Source organism: Mycobacterium sp. 852002-51152_SCH6134967 (assembly GCF_001667105.1).
GTDB lineage: Bacteria > Actinomycetota > Actinomycetes > Mycobacteriales > Mycobacteriaceae > Mycobacterium > Mycobacterium neumannii_A.
In genome coordinates this window covers 34,073-50,283 of the sequence record NZ_LZIK01000007.1, presented here as the reverse complement: position 1 = coordinate 50,283, position 16,211 = coordinate 34,073, and the positions used below count along the sequence as shown (strand labels likewise).

Here is a 16,211-nt window from a genome sequence, read left to right as displayed (position 1 = left end):
TGGATTTCGCGATGGGCGACAAGGCCGCGGAGTTGCGCGGCGAGCTGCGGGCGCTGGTCAAAGAGCATGTGCCCGACGACTATCTGGGTGCGTTCACCGACGACCCCGCCGATCTCGAGATCGCTCAACGGTTCTGCCGCATGCTGGCCGAACGCGAACTGCTCTGCCTGTCCTGGCCGAAGGAGTTCGGCGGTGGTGGGGCGTCGGTCTGGGAACAGACAGTTGTCCGCGAGGAGATGTGGGCGCATCACGAACCGCGCGGCGCCCAGTACATGGGGGTCAACTGGGTCGGCCCGATCATCATGCGCCACGGCACCGAGGAGCAGCAGCGCAAACACCTACCGCGGATCGCGCGCGGTGAGGTGATCTGGTGCCAGGGCTTCTCCGAACCGGACGCCGGCTCCGATCTCGCGTCGCTGCGCACGACGGCCCGTCCCAACGGTGATGGCTGGCTGGTCAGCGGGCAGAAGATCTGGACGTCGTACGCGACGATGGCGCAGTGGTGCTTCCTGCTGGCTCGTACGTCACGCGGTGAGAAAAAGCAGCAAGGCCTCACGATTTTCCTTGTCTCGATGGACGATCCGGCGATCCAAGTCCGGCCGATCCGCTGCATGATGGGCCCGCACCACCTCAACGAGGTGTTCTTCGACGACTTGCGTGTCACCGAGGCCGACGTGCTCGGGACGGTCGATGCGGGCTGGTCGGTGGTGCAGGACGTGATGGCGTTCGAGCGGGTCGGCATTGCCCGCTACGCACGCTGCGAACGACTGCTCGCCGCCGCGCCCACGGTGCTCGGCGACCGGTGGGACGACCTTCCGGGAGAGTTGCGCGGCCGCTGGATCCGCATGCTGACCCACTGCCGGCGGGCCCGGCTGATGGCCTACCGCGTGGTGTCCCTGCAGAGCAGCGGACGCATTCAACCGGGTGACGCCGCGGCCTACCGGATCGCGGTCACCAAGCTCGACCAGGACAGCGCCGAGGTGCTGATGGACATCGCGGCCGAGGTATCCCACGACGACCCGCGGGCCGCCTGGTTCCTCGGTGAGGTCGAGGACCACTGGAAGTACTCGCAGGCTTCGACCGTCTCGTCGGGAAGTATTGAGATGCAACGGATTCTGCTGTCGCGCGCAATGCTGGCGGTGGCGCGGTGAATCTCGACCTGTCCGAGGATGCCCAGGAGTACGGCCGCCAAGCGCTGCGCGCATTCGAGGCCGCCGGGGGCGATGAACTGGTCCAGCAGGTCGAGGCCAAACCCGAGGCGCGGGAGTCGTTGGTCGGGCCGAGCCTCGCGGGGATCGGCGCATGGGACCTCGACGCCCGCACCGACGCCGACGGCCTGGAGGCGGCCGCGGCGCTGTGCCGCAGCGCGGGATACTGGGCGCTGCCGTATCCGGTCGCGGAACGACTGGCCGCCCCGACCGACCTCGACACCGACGGCTTGATCGTGGTGGCCGGCAACCGGCCCGCCGCAGCCATGGGTGGACTCGAGAGTCGTTGGACCACAGTCACCTTGGATGGCACCCGCAGCATCGTGACCGGGATGGGGCCCGTCGGGCCGGGCTTCGTCTCCGAACTGCAGACGACTGTCTTAGACGACCAAGGCGCCGCCGATGTCGCGCTCGGGCTGGTGCTGCCCTGCTGGACACTGCTCGGCATGCTCGACCGGGCGATCGAACTGACCGTCGCGCACGTCACCCTGCGCAAGCAGTTCGGGCAGACGCTGTCGTCGTTCCAGGGCGTGCAGTTCCAGCTGACCGACGCAGAAGTCGAGCGCAGCGGACTGGACATTCTCGCCAAGTACGCGCTGTGGAGCATCGCCACCGACCGTCCTGAGGCGCTCACCGACGCACTCGCGTTGCGGTTGTCGGCGCTCGAGGCGGCCGAGGTGGTGTTCCGCGTCTGCCACCAGCTGCACGGCGCGGTCGGCTTCTGCGACGAGACCACCCTGTCGTGGCTGTCGCGCTACAGCCAACCGCTGCGGCGGCTTCCGCTCGGGCTGTCCGCAACCCGGGATGCCTTGACCCGCACAGCAGGCCGCGGGGGACTGACGGGGCTGTACGCATGAGGGTCGCGGTGATCGGCACCGGTTTCGGCAAGCACGCGGCGGCTCCCGCGTACGCCGAAGCCGGCTTCGACGTCGAGGTCGTAAGCCCCCGCGACGACGCCGCGGTCAAGGCCGCGCTGGCTTCGGATGTCGACCTGATCTCCGTGCACTCCCCGCCGTTCCTGCACCTCGAGCACGTCACCGGCGCGCTCGAGCACGGGCATGCGGTGGTGTGCGACAAACCGTTCGGCCGCAACGCCGACGAGGCGGCCCAGATGCGCGACCTGGCCCACGATGCCGGTGTGCTGCACTTCCTGAACTTCGAGTTCCGGTTCAACGAGTCGTGGGCGCGGCTCAAGGAACTGGCCGACAGCGGGGCGATCGGCGCGCCGCGGCACCTGCACTGGACGTTCTTCGGAAGCGGGCTGCGCGGCCGCAAGTTCGGCTGGATCAACGACCGCGACCTCGGCGGCGGCTGGATCGGTGCCTACGGCTCGCACCTCATCGACTTCACCCAGTGGCTCTTCGGCAGCGAGATCACCGACTGCGGCGGCGTCACCCGGATCGACGGATCGCCCGAGCAGGCCACCGCCGAGGACGCGTACGCGGCGTGGTTCGCAATGGCCAACGGCTGCACCGCTACTCACGACACCGGCTTCGCGGCCGCTGTCCCTTCACCGCCGTCGGTCACGCTGCTGGGCAGCGAGGCCACCATCGAACTGACGGCCGACACCACGCTTGTCGTTCGTCGACAAGGCGCCGATCCCGAGACCACGGAGTTCGCACCGCCGCCGCGGCGCTCACCCCCGCCCGCGCTGTCGACGTTCTTCGGACACGTCGCCGATGCGCTGCGCACCGGTACGCAGATCACCCCGTCCTTCGACGACGGTCTGGCCGTCGCGCGCGCCATGGACCACCTGCGGGCCAGGGCGGTGCGGCTATGAGCGCCGACTCTGAAGATATGCCTCAAGAAGCGTCCGAAAGTCGAGCATTAGTTCAGTTTCGGCGACAGGTGCGGCAATGGTGTGTCGAGCACATCCCCACGGATTGGCGCGAAACCCAGACCGGCGCAAGCGATGAGCAGTTCGTGGCCTTCCAGAAGCAGTGGTTCACCGAATTGCACAGCGCCGGCTACGCCGTCCCGCACTGGCCCGCCGAGTGGGGCGGTGGCATGTCGGTGGCCGAGCAGGTGGTGCTGTACCAGGAACTGGCTGCCCACGACGCGCCGCGGCTGGTTCTCGCGTTCGTCGGCATCCACCATGCCGCGTCGACGCTGCTGGTCGCCGGCACCGAAGAGCAGAGGCGACGGCACCTGCCAGCGATCCTCGACGGCGAGATCTGGGTGCAGGGCTTCTCCGAACCCGAGGCCGGATCCGACCTGGCCAGCCTGCGCACCACCGCGCGCAAAGACGGCGACTCCTACATCGCCAACGGACAGAAGCTGTGGGCCAGCGGAGGTAAACACGCCGACTGGTGCCTGCTGCTGGCCCGCACTGACCCGGATGCGCCGAAACGCAAGGGCATCTCGTACTTCCTGCTCGACATGACGACACCCGGCATCGAGGTCCGGCCCATCCGCAATGCGATCGGCGACTCCCATTTCTGCGAGATCTTCCTCAATGACGTGTCGATCCCCGCGGCCAACCTGATCGGTGCGGAGAACGACGGCTGGCGGGTCGCGCAGGCGACCCTCGGCGCCGAGCGCGGCATGACGATGCTGGAACTCGCCGAGCGCCTCGGCAACGCCGGCTTCCGATGGCTGGTGCGCAGCGCGCCGACCGACGATCCGATCGTCGCCGACCGGCTGGCGCAGTTCGAAACCGAGATCGCGGGGCTGCGCGGGCTGTGCCGAAAGGTGGTCGAGGATAGCGAGAACGGTACCGCCGGCCCGGCCGACGCCTCGATCGTCAAGCTCTTCTACAGCGAACTTCTGCAGCGCATGACCGACTTCGGTGCCGAGATCGGCGGGTTGGCCGCCCACACCGGACTCGCCAAGCCGGCCTCCAGCGGCTGGGAATCCGGTGCGTGGGTGCTCGACTTCATCGGATCGTGGGAATGGACGATCCCCGGCGGCGCGAGCGAGATTCAGCGCACGATCATCGGCGAGCGCGGTCTGGGCCTGCCGCGAGAACCGAGTGCCGTCTGATGACCGACTTCACCGAATTCCACGACGAACTACGCTCCGTGGCAGGCGATCTGCTCGCGAAGGACCGCAGCCTCGAATGGTCCACGTTGGTCGAAGCCGGTTGGGTCGGACTCGAGGTGCCCGAGCAGCTCGGCGGGGCGGGTGCGTCGTTCGCCGAAGTCGCGGTCATCTGCGAAGAGATCGGCCGCACCGCCAGCGCCACCGACTTCCTCGGCAGCGCCGTGCTGGCCGTCGGAGCGCTGAACGCGGTGCAGCCCAGCGATACCCGCGACACGTTGCTCACCGAACTGGCCAGCGGTGCGACGCGGGTCGTCGTCGCGCTGGAACCGTACGACTTCGTGCCCGACGCCGAAGGCGCGGACCGCATCCTGATCGTCACCGACCGCGGCATCGCCGTGTCCGAGCAGCGGGCTACGCCGCGGCCCGTCGTCGACGAGACGCGCAACCTCGCCGCGATCGACCCGGACACTGCAATCACCGAAACCCTGCCGTTCACCGACGATCCCGCGGTCGCGGTGCAGCGGTTACACGACCGGGCCGCGGCGGCCCTCGCCTGCGACAGCCTCGGCCTGAGCGAGGCCATGCTCGCCGCGACCGTCGGATATGTGAAGGTGCGTCACCAATTCGGCAGGGCCATCGGCTCGTTCCAGGCCGTCAAACACGCCTGCGCCGACATGCTCGTCAGCATCTCCGTGTCGCGCCAACTCGTCGACGCCGCGGTCCGCGCCGTGGCCGAGGACGCGCCGGATGCCGGGGTCGCCGTCTCGATGGCCAAGTCGTACACCTGCGCGGCGGCCGTCGACATCGCCGGCAAGGCCATGCAATTGCACGGCGGCATCGGATACACGTGGGAGAGCGGTATCCACGTCTACCTCAAGCGCGCCACCCTCAACCGATCACTGTTCGGCTCTCCGTCAGCACACCGAAAACGACTAGCGCAACGCTATCTGTAGAGAAATCAAGGAGTTTCCCGTGGGTGTACCCGTATACAAGCGCATACTCGATCTCTTCGAGGCCGAGGGCGTCAACACGCTGTTCGGCATTCCCGATCCCAATTTCGTGCACATGTTCACCGAGGCCGACGCGCGCGGCTGGTCGGTGGTCGCGCCGCACCACGAGCTGAGCGCGGGGTTCATGGCCGAGGCGGCGTCGCGGATGACGGGCACGCCGGGGCTGTGCATCGGAACCCTCGGACCGGGCATGGCCAACATCGCGGGTGCGATCCAGTGCGCGCTTGTCGAGAACTCACCGGTCATCTTCCTCGGCGGCCAGCGGGCCCGCATCACCGAACGGCGGGTGCGGCGCGGGCGCATCCAGTTCGTCCAGCAGGAGGACCTGTTCAAGAACTCGGTCAAGTTCAGCAGCTCGATCGAGTACGCCGACCAGACCGACGAGATCATCCGCGAAGCCATCCGCCAGTCCATGTCGGGCACCCCCGGCCCCTGCTACATCGAGTATCCGTCCCACGTCATCCTCGAAGAGCTCGACGTGCCGGATCCGTTGCCGCCGCGCCGGTATCGGCTCGTCAACCAGGGTGCGGGTGAACGTGAGGTCACCGAGGCGGTCAGACTGATCCGCGAGGCGAAGAGCCCAGTCCTGTTGGTGGGTCACGGAGTTCACACCTCGCGCACCCAGGAGCAGGTCAGGGAGTTGGCCGAGCTGATGGCCTGCCCGGTGATCCAGACGTCGGGCGGGACCTCGTTCATCCCCGGCCTGCAGGACCGCACCTTCCCGTACCTGTTCTCTCCTGCGGCGAACGAGGCCGTCGAGAAGTCCGATCTGTGCGTGGCGCTGGGAACCGAGCTCGGCGAACCCATGCATTACGGCAGGACCCAGCACTGGGCGGGCAACGATGCCAACCGCAAATGGGTGCTCGTGGAACAGGATCCGACCGCAATCGGGGTGAACCGGCCGATCGACGTGCCGCTGGTGGGCGATCTTCGCGGCGTGGTGCCGCAACTGGTCGCGGCGTTGCGCGATACCCCGCGTACCCCGTCGGCCGACTTCGAGGCCCTGATCAAGGCCGACGCCGCCGAGATCGCCCGAGTGGCCGCCGAAGCGCCGAGTGGTCGCGCGCCGATCCACCCGGCCCGCTACGTCGTCGAGGCCACGAAGGCCTTCGACGAATGCACCGAGGACGGCATCCTGGTCCGCGACGGTGGCGCCACGGTGATCTTCCAGTGGACGTACTCGCAGACCAAGCCGCGAGACGTGATCTGGAATCAGAACTTCGGTCATCTGGGCACCGGTCTGCCGTATGCGGTCGGCGCGTCGGTCGCCGAGGGGCGCAAGCGTCCGGTCATGCTGCTCACCAGCGACTCGGCGTTCCTGTTCCACATCGCCGAGCTCGAGACCGCGGTCCGGGAAAACGTGCCGCTGGTCTGTGTCGTCGGCGTGGACCACCAATGGGGCCTGGAGGTGGGCGTCTACAAGCGCACGTTCGAGCAGCCGTCCCCGCAGCCGGGTGTGCACTGGAGCAAGGACGTCCGGCTCGACAAGGTCGCCGAGGGTTTCGGGTGCCACGGCGAGTACGTCGAAAAGGACGACGAGATCGGCCCGGCGATCAAGCGGGCGTTCGCCAGCGGCAAGACCGCCGTCGTCCACGTCTGCATCGACCCGAAAGCCAACTCCGAGGAGATGCCGAAGTACGACCGATTCCGCACCTGGTATGCAGAAGGCACCCAGTAGCGCCCGCGGTCGAACCGCGAATAGGGTCAAGTTCTAGGGAAGAGTGGAGACATGCGCGAGTATCTCAAGTTCTACATCGACGGCCAGTGGGTCGACCCGATCCGGCCCAACACCCTCGAGGTCGACAACCCGACCACCGAGGAGGCCTCCGGCAAGATCGCGATCGGTTCCGCTGCCGACGTCGACGTGGCCGTGCAGGCCGCCCGCCGAGCCTTCGCCACCTGGTCGCAGACCAGCCGCGACGAGCGCCTCGAGTTGCTGCAGGCGATCATGGGCGAGTACCAGAAGCGCGCCGGTGACCTCGCCGACGCGGTCAACGAGGAGATGGGCGCCCCGGCGTCGCTGGCGGCAGGCCCCCAGGTCAATCTCGGACTCGGTCACCTCGCCACGGCGATCGACGTGCTGAAGAACTTCGAGTTCGAGGAGCAGCACGGGGCCACGCTGGTGGTCAAGGAGCCGATCGGGGTGTGCGGGTTGATCACCCCGTGGAACTGGCCGATCAACCAGATCGCCTGCAAGGTGTTCCCCGCGCTGGCGACGGGCTGCACGATGGTGCTTAAACCGTCGGAGGTCGCACCGTATTCGGGCCAGATCTTCACCGAGATCCTCGACTCGGCAGGCGTTCCCGCCGGGGTGTACAACATGGTGTTCGGCGACGGGCCGGGCGTCGGGGCGGCGTTGTCGGCCCATCCCGACATCGACATGGTGTCGTTCACCGGGTCGACGCGGGCCGGCGTCGACGTCGCCAAGAACGCCGCGCTGACCGTCAAACGCGTCACCCAGGAACTCGGCGGCAAGAGCCCGAACATCGTGCTCGACGACGACGACTTCGCCAAGAGCGTGACCGCGGGTGTCTCGGTGATGATGATGAACAGCGGTCAGAGTTGCAACGCGCCGTCGCGCATGTTGGTGCCCAACTCCCGCATGGACGAGGCGATCGAGATCGCCCGCAAGGTCGCCGGCGGGGTCAAGGTCGGCGATCCCGACGAGAAGACCGCGATCGGGCCCGTCGCGTCCAAGGCGCAGTTCGACAAGATCCAGGGCCTGATCCAGACGGGCATCGACGAGGGCGCGACCGTCGCCATCGGCGGCACCGGTCGACCAGAGGGTCTGAGCAAGGGCTACTACGTCAAGCCGACGGTGTTCGCCAACGTCACCAACGACATGACGATCGCCCGCGAGGAGATCTTCGGCCCGGTGCTGTGCATCCTCGGCTACGACGACCTCGACCAGGCGCTCGAGATCGCCAACGACACGGAATACGGTCTGGCGGGCTATGTTTCGGGTGCCGACCTGGACAAGGCCCGCGCGGTGGCGCGGCGGATCCGGGCCGGCTCGGTCGCGATCAACCACGGCTTCGACATGGCCGCTCCGTTCGGTGGTTACAAGCGCAGCGGCAACGGACGCGAGTGGGGACACTTCGCGTTCGACGAGTTCCTGGAGATCAAGGCCGCGCTGGGCTACGCGCCGGAGGCGGCAGCCGGATAACCGTCCGGTCCACCTTCGCCGATTGTGCGGTTCGCGACGGATTTCGTCCGATTTCCGTCGTCAACCGCACAATCGGCGCAGATCATGGCTTGAGCAGCGACCGCCGTGCCTGGTGACCTCCGCGGGCGAACGTCTCGAAGAGGTTCAGCGCATATATCGTCACGTGGGTGACGGTACGCGGCGAGAAGTACGAATACGGCGTCGATTTCGACCGCATCGCGGCGATCGACATCCACACCCACGTCGAGATCGACTGCCACGGCCACAAGGCCTACGTCGACGAGCTCGTGGAGGCGACCGAGAAGTACTTCAAGATGCCACCGGGCGCGACGGCAGGCGTCGACGCGGTCGCCGACCTGTACCGGCAACACAACACCGCCGCCGTCGTGTTCACCATCGACGCGCGGACGGCGATGCGCCACGTGCCGAACTCGATCGAGGACCTCGTCGCCGGTGCGGCGCGCAACAACGATGTGCTGATCCCGTTCGGCAGCGTCGACCCGTGGCACGAGCGCCGGGCGGTGCATCGCGTGCACGAACTCGTCCGCGACTACGGGGTCAAGGGCTTCAAGTTCCATCCGAGCATGCAGGCCTTCGAACCCAACGACCGTCGCTTCTACCCGATCTACGAGGCGATCACCGAGGCCGGGCTGCCCGCGTTGTTCCACACCGGGCAAACGGGGATGGGGGCGGGACTCCCGGGCGGACACCGCATCAAGCTGCGCTACTCCGATCCGATGATTCTCGACGACGTCGCCGCCGACTTCCCCGATCTGACGATCGTGATGGCCCACCCCGCGGTCCCTTGGGTCGACTCGCAGATCGCGATCGCCACACACAAGGCCAACGTGTACGTCGACCTGTCCGGGTGGAGCCCGAAGTACTTCCCGCCGCAGCTGGTCCGCGCCATGAGCAGGCAGCTGCGCACCAAGGTCCTGTTCGGCACCGACTTCCCCTACATCCAGATCGACCGGTGGCGAGCCGACTTCGACACCCTCGACATCGACCCGGCGGTGCAGTCGCTGATCTACAAAGAGAACGCGCTGCGCGTCCTCGGGGTCGTGCGCTGACGGCGCGATGAGTTTCCGCGGCCACGGCGGTCTGCATCGGTGACTGACCACCCACCCAGAAGGAGACCGTCGTGCCCGTTCGCAAATCCGCCCCCGTTGGCGCCCCGACCTGGATCGACCTGGCGTCCTCGGACGTCGAACGCTCGCAGTCCTTCTACGGCGAGGTGTTCGGCTGGACCTTCGAGTCGTCGGGCCCCGAATACGGCGGCTACGTGACCGCCTCCCGCGACGGCAGGCCGGTCGCGGGCCTGATGTTCAACGACCCGCAGTGGAACAGCCCGGACGGCTGGACCACCTACTTCCACACCACCGACGCCAAAGTCACCCTCGACGCGGCGATCGCCGCGGGCGCCAACTCATGCGGCGCACCCGTGATGGAGATCAAGGACAAGGGTTGGATGGGCATGCTGTCGGACCCCAGCGGCGCGTTCGTCGGGCTGTGGCAGCCGGACGGACACCGCGGATTCGAGGTCGTCAACGAACACGGTGCACCGGTGTACTTCCAGTGGACAGGCCGCGATTACGCCACGTCGCAGCAGTTCTACCGCGACCTGTTCGGCTGGCAGATCGAGACCGTGTCCGACACCGACGAATTCCGCTACAGCACGGCGAACTTCGACAGTGAGGCGTTGCTCGGTCTGATGGACGGCAGCGCCATCCTGCCGGAAGGGGAGCCGTCGAACTGGAACTTCTTCCTGGGCGCCGACGACGTCGACAAGACCGTGCAGTTGGTCCTCGACAACGGCGGCAGCGTGATCCGCGGTGCGGAGGACACGCCCTACGGGCGGTTGGCCGCGGTGGCCGACTGCACAGGGGCGGCCTTCAACCTGTCGTCGCTGCAGTAGGCGAGTGTCAGGCCGTCATCAGGTAGTCGGTCCTGCCGACGAAGACGATGCTCGCCGGGTTCGGCGTGGTGGCCGCGTCGACGACGGCGTCGGCGAAGGTCATGTGGCTCATGTCGCCGGACACCACCGTCAGCTGCACGCCGGCCTGGCGGAACTCCGAACGCCTTGTCAGCAGGGCTGTTTCGCCGGCCCGCATGCTCGCCGCGACGGCCGTGTAGCCCTTCGGCACCGCCTTGTCGGGGAAGAAGTGGGCCTGGTGGCTGGTGACGAAGACGATCCGTCCGCCGACGGGCATCAGCGGCAAGGCCGCCAGGGCGAGCCGACGTTGGGCGTCGCGGTTGAGGCGCATCGCGCACTCGGGGTCCGCGCCGGTGTCCAGCGCATCCGACGAGTTGAGGATCAAGGTGTCCAACCGACCGAAGCGCGATGCGATGCCGTCGATCACCTCCGCGGATTCGACCTCGTCGGAGATGTCGCGCGTCACGACGACGTGAGTGTCCACGCTGCCGAGCTGGCGTGCGACCCGCGCGCCGAGGCCCCTCGAGCCTCCGGTGACCAGGACGATTCGTTCGGGTTGGTGATCCATGTCGGGCTCCTTCCGTCGCTGCGCGCCCGCGTGGCCCCAACCGTACACCTGTTTCTAAGAAAAATAAGGTCTATCTAAGGTCACAATAAGGTAGCCGTCGGAGGGGTCATGATGGTGGCGTGGAGTCGACCCGCATAGACAGGTGGTTGTGGTCGGTCCGGTTGGCCAAGACCAGGCCCGACGCCGCCGAGGCATGCCGGGGCGGGCACGTCCGGATCAACGGGCGGCCCGCCAAGCCGGCCACCCCGGTATCGCCCGGCGACGAGGTGCGGGCCCGCATCGGCCCGACCACTAGGGTCGTCGAGGTGCTACGGGTGATCCAGAAGCGGGTGGGCGCGGCCGACGCGTCGACGTGTTATCTCGACCGGACACCCAAACCTGCGGTCACCGAAACAGTGCAGTTCGGGGCCCGTGACCGCGGCGCGGGCCGGCCGACCAAGCGGGACCGCCGGATGCTCGACAGGCTGCGGGCGGGCCGGCTGTGAACCCGACGTGGTTCAGGCGGTCGGAGCGGCGAGTTCGAAGTCGGCGAAGTCGAATCCCGGCACCACCACACAGCTGACCAGGCTCGGCTCGTCGTCGCGGGGACGGGCGCGCTGCCAGTGGCCCGGCGGCACGACGAACTGGGGCTGCTCGCCGGCGAGAATGTCGACACCCAGAAGATGCGTTGTGGCACTGCTTTGTTCGGGCCCGGCCTCGAGCAATAGCGGGCTGCCCGCGTGGAACAGCCACAGCTCGGCGCTTCGCACGGTGTGCCAGGCCGACTGCTGACCGGGCATCAACAGGAAGAGGATCGCCGTACCCGCGCTGCGCGGGCCGGTGTAATCCGGCGGCAGCGCGGACTGCGGCACCATCAGGTCACTGCGCCACGTCTCCCTGTACCAGCCGCCCTCCGGATGCGGGGACAGGTCGAGGCGGTGTGCCCATTCCGGAAGATCGGTCATTCCAGTACCTGCCTTTTCGGTGTCGGACACTCCAGACTAGAGACCGGTGCCCTGCGATCCAGCCGATAGGCTCGTGGCATGTCGCGAGTGCGCCCCGGATGGCTGGTCGCCTTGTGCGGGGCGATCGTCTCGGTGAGCGCATGGCTGCCGTGGCTGACCGCCAACGGCGGCCGGGTCAGTGCGATCGGCGGCATCTTCGGCGACCTGCCCGCGCCGAAGCCCGGATTCGGGGTGGGCCAGTTGATCGTGCTGCTGGCGTCGTTGCTGATCGTCGCTGGCGCGATGTCGGCCAGGGGGTTCTCGGCTCGCATCGCATCGACTGCGGCGTTGGCGATTTCGGTGCTTCTGGTGGTCCTGTCCCTCTGGTACTACCGGCTTTACGTGTACTCACCGGTGTCCGCCGGCTACGGGCTCTACCTCGGCGCCGCCGTCGCGGTTGTTGCGGTGGTTTTGTCGGTGTGGGCGATGGTGGCCTCGTGGGCGACGGTCTCGTAGGCGGCGCGTACGGGTTCGTCGAACCCGTCATCCTGACCGGCGACCGTTGGGTGACGTTGGAACCGCTGCGCCGTGAACACATTTCAGAGATCGCGGCCGTCGCGTCCGACGGTGAACTCGGGCGCTTGTGGTTTACCGCGGCGCCCGCACCCGACGCCGTCGAGCGGTGGGTGGACGCCAGGCTGGCGGTGCAAGCGCCCAACACCGGGCTGACCTTCGTGGTGCGCCGCCACGACGGAACACTGGTCGGGTCGTCGAGTTATATGAACGTCGACGGCGTCAACCGGCGACTCGAGATCGGCAACACCTGGTACGAGGCGGCCGCGCGGCGCAGCGGCGTCAACTCCGAGACCAAGCTGTTGATGCTCGGCCACGCGTTCGACGAGTTGGGTTGTGTCGCAGTCGAGTTCCGCACTCACTTCTTCAACGCGGCGAGCCGCGAAGCGATCGAGCGCCTCGGCGCGAAACTGGACGGGATCCTGCGCAGCCACCAGGTGCTGACCGACGGGTCGCGCCGCGACACCGTGGTCTACTCGATCCTCGACATCGAATGGCCAGCCGTGCGCAACAACCTGCGGTATCGGCTGAGCCGTCACGCGTGACGCGCGGCTTCTTGAATGAGCTGAATCCGGGAGGTAAATCCGAGCTTGGCGTAGACGTGGGTCAGGTGCGTCTGCACGGTGCGCGGCGAGATGAACATGCGCTCGGCGATGTCCTTGTTGCCCAGCCCGTCGACGGCGTGGCGGACGACATCCCGCTCGGTGGGCGTGAGCGACTCCCAGCCGCTCGCCGGCCGCTTGCGTTCCCCTCGTCCGCGCTGGGCATAAGCGATGGCTTCCTCGGTCGACATGGCCGAACCCTCGGTCCAGGCGGCGTTGAAGTCATCTTCCCCCATGGCTTCTCGGCACTGCGTTACCGCGTCGTCGTAACCAATGCCGAACACAGGCCATCGAGCCACGCCCATCACGGAACGGCCGTTAGTGGCCGCGCCGAAGAGTCGGGCCGCGTGCCGATGATTGCCATAGTCGGCCGCACAACGTCCGAGAGCTTCGAGCGCTTCGGGAACGTGCAGGAGCGCACTGGTGGCGAGTGCAAGCGCCAGGGCGTCGTGGGCGTCCCGCTCGGCTTGGTCGCGTTCGCCCTGGGCAAGCGCTACGTGAGCTCGCGCGACGAGCGCGTTCATCTGGTAGTTCCCGTTCGTCATGGTTACGGTGTCGTCGGCCCACCGCCTGGCGGCGGCGAGTTCGCCGCACGCAAGCAGCGCAAGAGTCATCGGAGTGAGAGCTCGTATATAGGGCATCTGCTCGGGGACGGTTTGCCCTATCGCCGACTCACTCTCGGCCTTTGCTTCCGCGCCCTGTCCGGCAGCCAGGGCTGCAAGCGCCGCGGTGATGTGAATCTTGTCCTCGTGGAAACCGCCCATCGCGATCGAGGTCTCGCGCGCTTCTTCGGATTTCGTCCGAGCCGCCGACGCCTTCCCCTCGAATGCGAACCAGCTGCTCTCGGCCGTCAAGGCGAACAACTCGAGCATCGGTTCGCCGGCAGCGTGTGCCGCTTCGCCGACCCCCCGGAGCACGTCGTCGGCTCCCCGCACACCGCCTCGCCAGCCCATCGCGGTGGCCAGCCATATCCTGCAGTGTCGCGACACGAAGCCGTCGCCGATCGCGTCGGCGACGACACGCCCCTCTTCCGCCGCAAGTTGCGAGGCGAGCGGTTGCCCCGCCACATTCGTTGCCACGGCCAGGCAGCTGAGGTAGTAGCACAGCTTCGACCGGTCATCCGCTTTCCGTGCGAGATCGATCGCGTCAGCCCAATACGCTCGCGACACCTCGGGGCTGTAGTAGGCGAGCCCGCCGCAGGCCGCCAGGCAAGACACAATCAGCCCGGGGTCACCCAATTTCCGAGCAGCGGCCAGCGCCTCCTCGCCGCGCTCCAAGCTCGCCGAGTCCGCGGTCCAGGCCGTCAGGATGCTTCTGTCGGCGACGGCGCGTACCCAGACTGCGGGAGCGACGTCGTCGTCCCGATAACGCTTGTCGTTGAACGCGAGATCGAATGCGGCGATGCCTTCGCGCATCCTGCCGCGTATCTCCCAAAGCCTCTGCAGAGCCGAGATCTGCGCAAGCGCGGGCTCGAACTCCCCGCAGTCGATGCTCCAGGCGTGGGCAGCGCGCAGGTTTCCGGTCTCCTGTTCGGCCCAATCGATGAGCCGCTCATCGCCCTCAAGACGGGCCGTTGTCGCGACGTAGTGGTCACGATGGCGACCGCGCATCAGGGTGGCTTCGCCGGATTCGGCGAGCTTCTCGAGTGCGTACTGACGGACCGTCTCGAGGAGGCGATACCGCATGGCGCCCGATTCCTCGTCAGCGGTCACCAGTGACTTGTCGACAAGCAGGGTGAGCTGATCGAGAATCTGGAACTGCTCAGCCTCGTTGGTGGCGGCGACGGCTTGCGCGGCATCGAAGTCGAACCCGTCCATGAACACGCCCAGTCGGCGGAACAGGACCTGCTCGGCGTCGGTCAGCAGTGCGTGCGACCAGTCCACGGAGGCCCGCAGGGTCTGCTGGCGGCGCATGGTGTTTCGGGCGCCGCCGGTGAGGAGTCGGAACCTGTCGTTGAGGCTGTCGGCGATCTGGTGCAGCGACAGAGCGCGGACTCGCGCCGCCGCCAACTCGATCGCGAGCGGCATACCGTCGAGTCGCCGGCAGATGTCCACCACCAGCGCTAGGTCGTCGCCTGTCGCGTGGAAGGTAGGCCGCGCTCGCTTAGCCCGGTCGGTGAACAGCGCTACGGCTTCATCCTCCAACGTCAGGGAGGGCACTCGCCAGGTGACCTCACCCGACACGGCGACCGTTTCACGGCTGGTGGCGAGAATCGTCAAGTGCGGGCAGCTGTTCAGCAAACGCGTGATCACGTCGCCGCAGGCGTCCAAGAGGTGTTCGCAGTTGTCCAGTAGGAGAAGGATCTCCCGACTGCCGATGAAGCGCTGCACCGTCTCCAGGGGGGACCGTCCTGGTTGGTCGGGCAGGCCGAGCGTGCGGGCTACCGTGATCGAGACGACGGCCGGATCAGCGATGGCTGCCAAGTCGACCCACCACAGGCCATCATCGAATTCCTCGGCCAATGCATTCGCGGCCTCAATCGCGAGGCGGGTCTTACCGGCACCGCCCGCTCCCGTCAGGGTGACAAGGCGATTGTCGGCTAGTAGCCGACATACCTCCTCCAGCTGTTGAGTTCGTCCGACGAAACTGGTCAGTTGCGCCGGAAGGTTATGCGAGCGTGAGCGTTTGGCGGTACGCAGCGGCGGAAACTCATTGCGAATGTCGGGATGACAGAGCTGCACCACGCGTTCGGGCCGAGGCAGGTCGCGGACAGTATGCGTCCCGAGATCCGCCAGCCATGCATCGACCGGCAACCGGTCAGACACCAAATCCGTTGTCGTACCCGATAAGACGGTTTGCCCGCCGTGAGCAAGATCGCGTATGCGCGCGGTGCGATTGATGGTGGGCCCGATGTAATTGGCCTCGTCACGCAGCTGCACCTCGCCGGTATGCAGACCGATCCGCAGCCGGATCGGCGCCAGCACAGCCCGCTGTAGGTCAAGGGCGCATGCCACCGCGTCGCTGGCACGCCCGAACGCGATGACGAAGCTGTCACCCTCGCCTTGTTCGATGGGCCGGACGCCGCTGTGTGCGCCGATGACCTCGGTGAGAGTTCGATCGAGGGTCGCGAAGGCCGCCGTCATCTCATCGGGCTGGGTCTCCCAGAGCCGGGTCGACCCCTCGACGTCCGCCAGCAGCAGAGTCACCGTCCCGGTCGGTACCAGCTCGCTCACGCCCAAGTCGCTCCAGTTCAACGCCGCCGCGTCGATTCCAGTCATGCTAGCCAGCGTGCGGCCGTGAGCATGG

General features: G+C 67.2%; 15 protein-coding genes. 12 read left to right on the top strand and 3 right to left on the bottom strand.

The features are described 5' to 3' along the window. Positions 1-11: 11 nt before the first annotated feature. The 9 genes from A5790_RS01560 (at position 12) to A5790_RS01520 (ending at position 10,281) form a co-directional block, all read left to right on the top strand. A complete protein-coding gene (locus tag A5790_RS01560) occupies positions 12-1,151 on the top strand; it encodes an acyl-CoA dehydrogenase family protein (RefSeq protein ID WP_197696691.1) in 1,140 nt (379 codons plus the stop codon). Further along, complete coding sequence (locus tag A5790_RS01555) at positions 1,148-2,065, top strand: acyl-CoA dehydrogenase family protein (RefSeq protein WP_066840906.1); 918 nt, start codon at positions 1,148-1,150, stop codon at positions 2,063-2,065. The genes A5790_RS01560 and A5790_RS01555 overlap by 4 nt, the downstream gene beginning before the upstream one ends. After that, positions 2,062-2,988 (top strand): Gfo/Idh/MocA family protein, encoded by a 927-nt coding sequence (locus A5790_RS01550; RefSeq protein WP_066840903.1) that lies wholly within the window; start codon positions 2,062-2,064, stop codon positions 2,986-2,988. Before A5790_RS01555 ends, A5790_RS01550 begins: the two co-directional genes overlap by 4 nt. Then, positions 2,985-4,190: an acyl-CoA dehydrogenase family protein gene (locus A5790_RS01545; protein WP_197696690.1), complete on the top strand. Its 1,206-nt coding sequence runs from the start codon at positions 2,985-2,987 to the stop codon at positions 4,188-4,190. The genes A5790_RS01550 and A5790_RS01545 overlap by 4 nt, the downstream gene beginning before the upstream one ends. Then, positions 4,190-5,143 carry an acyl-CoA dehydrogenase family protein gene (locus A5790_RS01540; protein WP_066840899.1) on the top strand — a complete coding sequence of 318 codons (954 nt, stop codon included), beginning with the start codon at positions 4,190-4,192 and terminating at the stop codon, positions 5,141-5,143. Before A5790_RS01545 ends, A5790_RS01540 begins: the two co-directional genes overlap by 1 nt. A gap of 19 nt (positions 5,144-5,162) precedes the next feature. Continuing rightward, on the top strand, positions 5,163-6,878 hold the full coding sequence (locus A5790_RS01535) for a thiamine pyrophosphate-binding protein (RefSeq protein WP_066840897.1): 1,716 nt from the start codon (positions 5,163-5,165) through the stop codon (positions 6,876-6,878). A gap of 51 nt (positions 6,879-6,929) precedes the next feature. Continuing rightward, on the top strand, positions 6,930-8,366 hold the full coding sequence (locus A5790_RS01530) for an aldehyde dehydrogenase family protein (protein WP_066840895.1): 1,437 nt from the start codon (positions 6,930-6,932) through the stop codon (positions 8,364-8,366). 167 nt (positions 8,367-8,533) lie between these two features. Beyond that, on the top strand, positions 8,534-9,436 hold the full coding sequence (locus A5790_RS01525; RefSeq protein WP_066840893.1) for an amidohydrolase family protein: 903 nt from the start codon (positions 8,534-8,536) through the stop codon (positions 9,434-9,436). 71 nt (positions 9,437-9,507) lie between these two features. Then, positions 9,508-10,281 carry a VOC family protein gene (locus tag A5790_RS01520; RefSeq protein ID WP_066840891.1) on the top strand — a complete coding sequence of 258 codons (774 nt, stop codon included), beginning with the start codon at positions 9,508-9,510 and terminating at the stop codon, positions 10,279-10,281. Positions 10,282-10,288: 7 nt separating this feature from the next. Here the strand turns inward: A5790_RS01520 and A5790_RS01515 are convergent, their stop codons facing one another. After that, positions 10,289-10,867 (bottom strand): SDR family oxidoreductase, encoded by a 579-nt coding sequence (locus tag A5790_RS01515; protein WP_066840889.1) that lies wholly within the window; start codon positions 10,865-10,867, stop codon positions 10,289-10,291. Between the two features lie 119 nt (positions 10,868-10,986). On the opposite strand from A5790_RS01515, the gene A5790_RS01510 reads away from it, so the two are divergent. Further along, on the top strand, positions 10,987-11,352 hold the full coding sequence (locus A5790_RS01510; RefSeq protein ID WP_066840887.1) for an RNA-binding S4 domain-containing protein: 366 nt from the start codon (positions 10,987-10,989) through the stop codon (positions 11,350-11,352). A gap of 12 nt (positions 11,353-11,364) precedes the next feature. Here A5790_RS01510 and A5790_RS01505 read toward each other — a convergent pair whose 3' ends face one another. After that, on the bottom strand, positions 11,365-11,811 hold the full coding sequence (locus A5790_RS01505; RefSeq protein ID WP_066840881.1) for a cupin domain-containing protein: 447 nt from the start codon (positions 11,809-11,811) through the stop codon (positions 11,365-11,367). A 78-nt stretch (positions 11,812-11,889) separates the two neighbouring features. On the opposite strand from A5790_RS01505, the gene A5790_RS01500 reads away from it, so the two are divergent. Further along, positions 11,890-12,306 carry a hypothetical protein gene (locus tag A5790_RS01500; RefSeq protein ID WP_066840879.1) on the top strand — a complete coding sequence of 139 codons (417 nt, stop codon included), beginning with the start codon at positions 11,890-11,892 and terminating at the stop codon, positions 12,304-12,306. Next, the gene (locus A5790_RS01495; RefSeq protein WP_156656275.1) at positions 12,288-12,908 is read left to right on the top strand and encodes a GNAT family N-acetyltransferase; all 621 of its coding nucleotides are present in this window, start codon (positions 12,288-12,290) and stop codon (positions 12,906-12,908) included. The genes A5790_RS01500 and A5790_RS01495 overlap by 19 nt, the downstream gene beginning before the upstream one ends. Here the strand turns inward: A5790_RS01495 and A5790_RS01490 are convergent. Further along, complete coding sequence (locus A5790_RS01490; RefSeq protein WP_066840875.1) at positions 12,899-16,183, bottom strand: LuxR family transcriptional regulator; 3,285 nt, start codon at positions 16,181-16,183, stop codon at positions 12,899-12,901. The two genes, A5790_RS01495 and A5790_RS01490, sit on opposite strands and share 10 nt — an antisense overlap. Positions 16,184-16,211: the final 28 nt, after the last annotated feature.

Coding starts and splice junctions, on each gene's coding strand:
- A5790_RS01560 (WP_197696691.1), top strand. CDS start 12: ATGGGCGACAAGGCCGCGGAGTTGCGCGGCGAGCTGCGGGCGCTGGTC.
- A5790_RS01550 (WP_066840903.1), top strand. CDS start 2,062: ATGAGGGTCGCGGTGATCGGCACCGGTTTCGGCAAGCACGCGGCGGCT.
- A5790_RS01545 (WP_197696690.1), top strand. CDS start 2,985: ATGAGCGCCGACTCTGAAGATATGCCTCAAGAAGCGTCCGAAAGTCGA.
- A5790_RS01540 (WP_066840899.1), top strand. CDS start 4,190: ATGACCGACTTCACCGAATTCCACGACGAACTACGCTCCGTGGCAGGC.
- A5790_RS01530 (WP_066840895.1), top strand. CDS start 6,930: ATGCGCGAGTATCTCAAGTTCTACATCGACGGCCAGTGGGTCGACCCG.
- A5790_RS01515 (WP_066840889.1), bottom strand. CDS start 10,867: ATGGATCACCAACCCGAACGAATCGTCCTGGTCACCGGAGGCTCGAGG.
- A5790_RS01505 (WP_066840881.1), bottom strand. CDS start 11,811: ATGACCGATCTTCCGGAATGGGCACACCGCCTCGACCTGTCCCCGCAT.
- A5790_RS01500 (WP_066840879.1), top strand. CDS start 11,890: ATGTCGCGAGTGCGCCCCGGATGGCTGGTCGCCTTGTGCGGGGCGATC.
- A5790_RS01490 (WP_066840875.1), bottom strand. CDS start 16,183: ATGACTGGAATCGACGCGGCGGCGTTGAACTGGAGCGACTTGGGCGTG.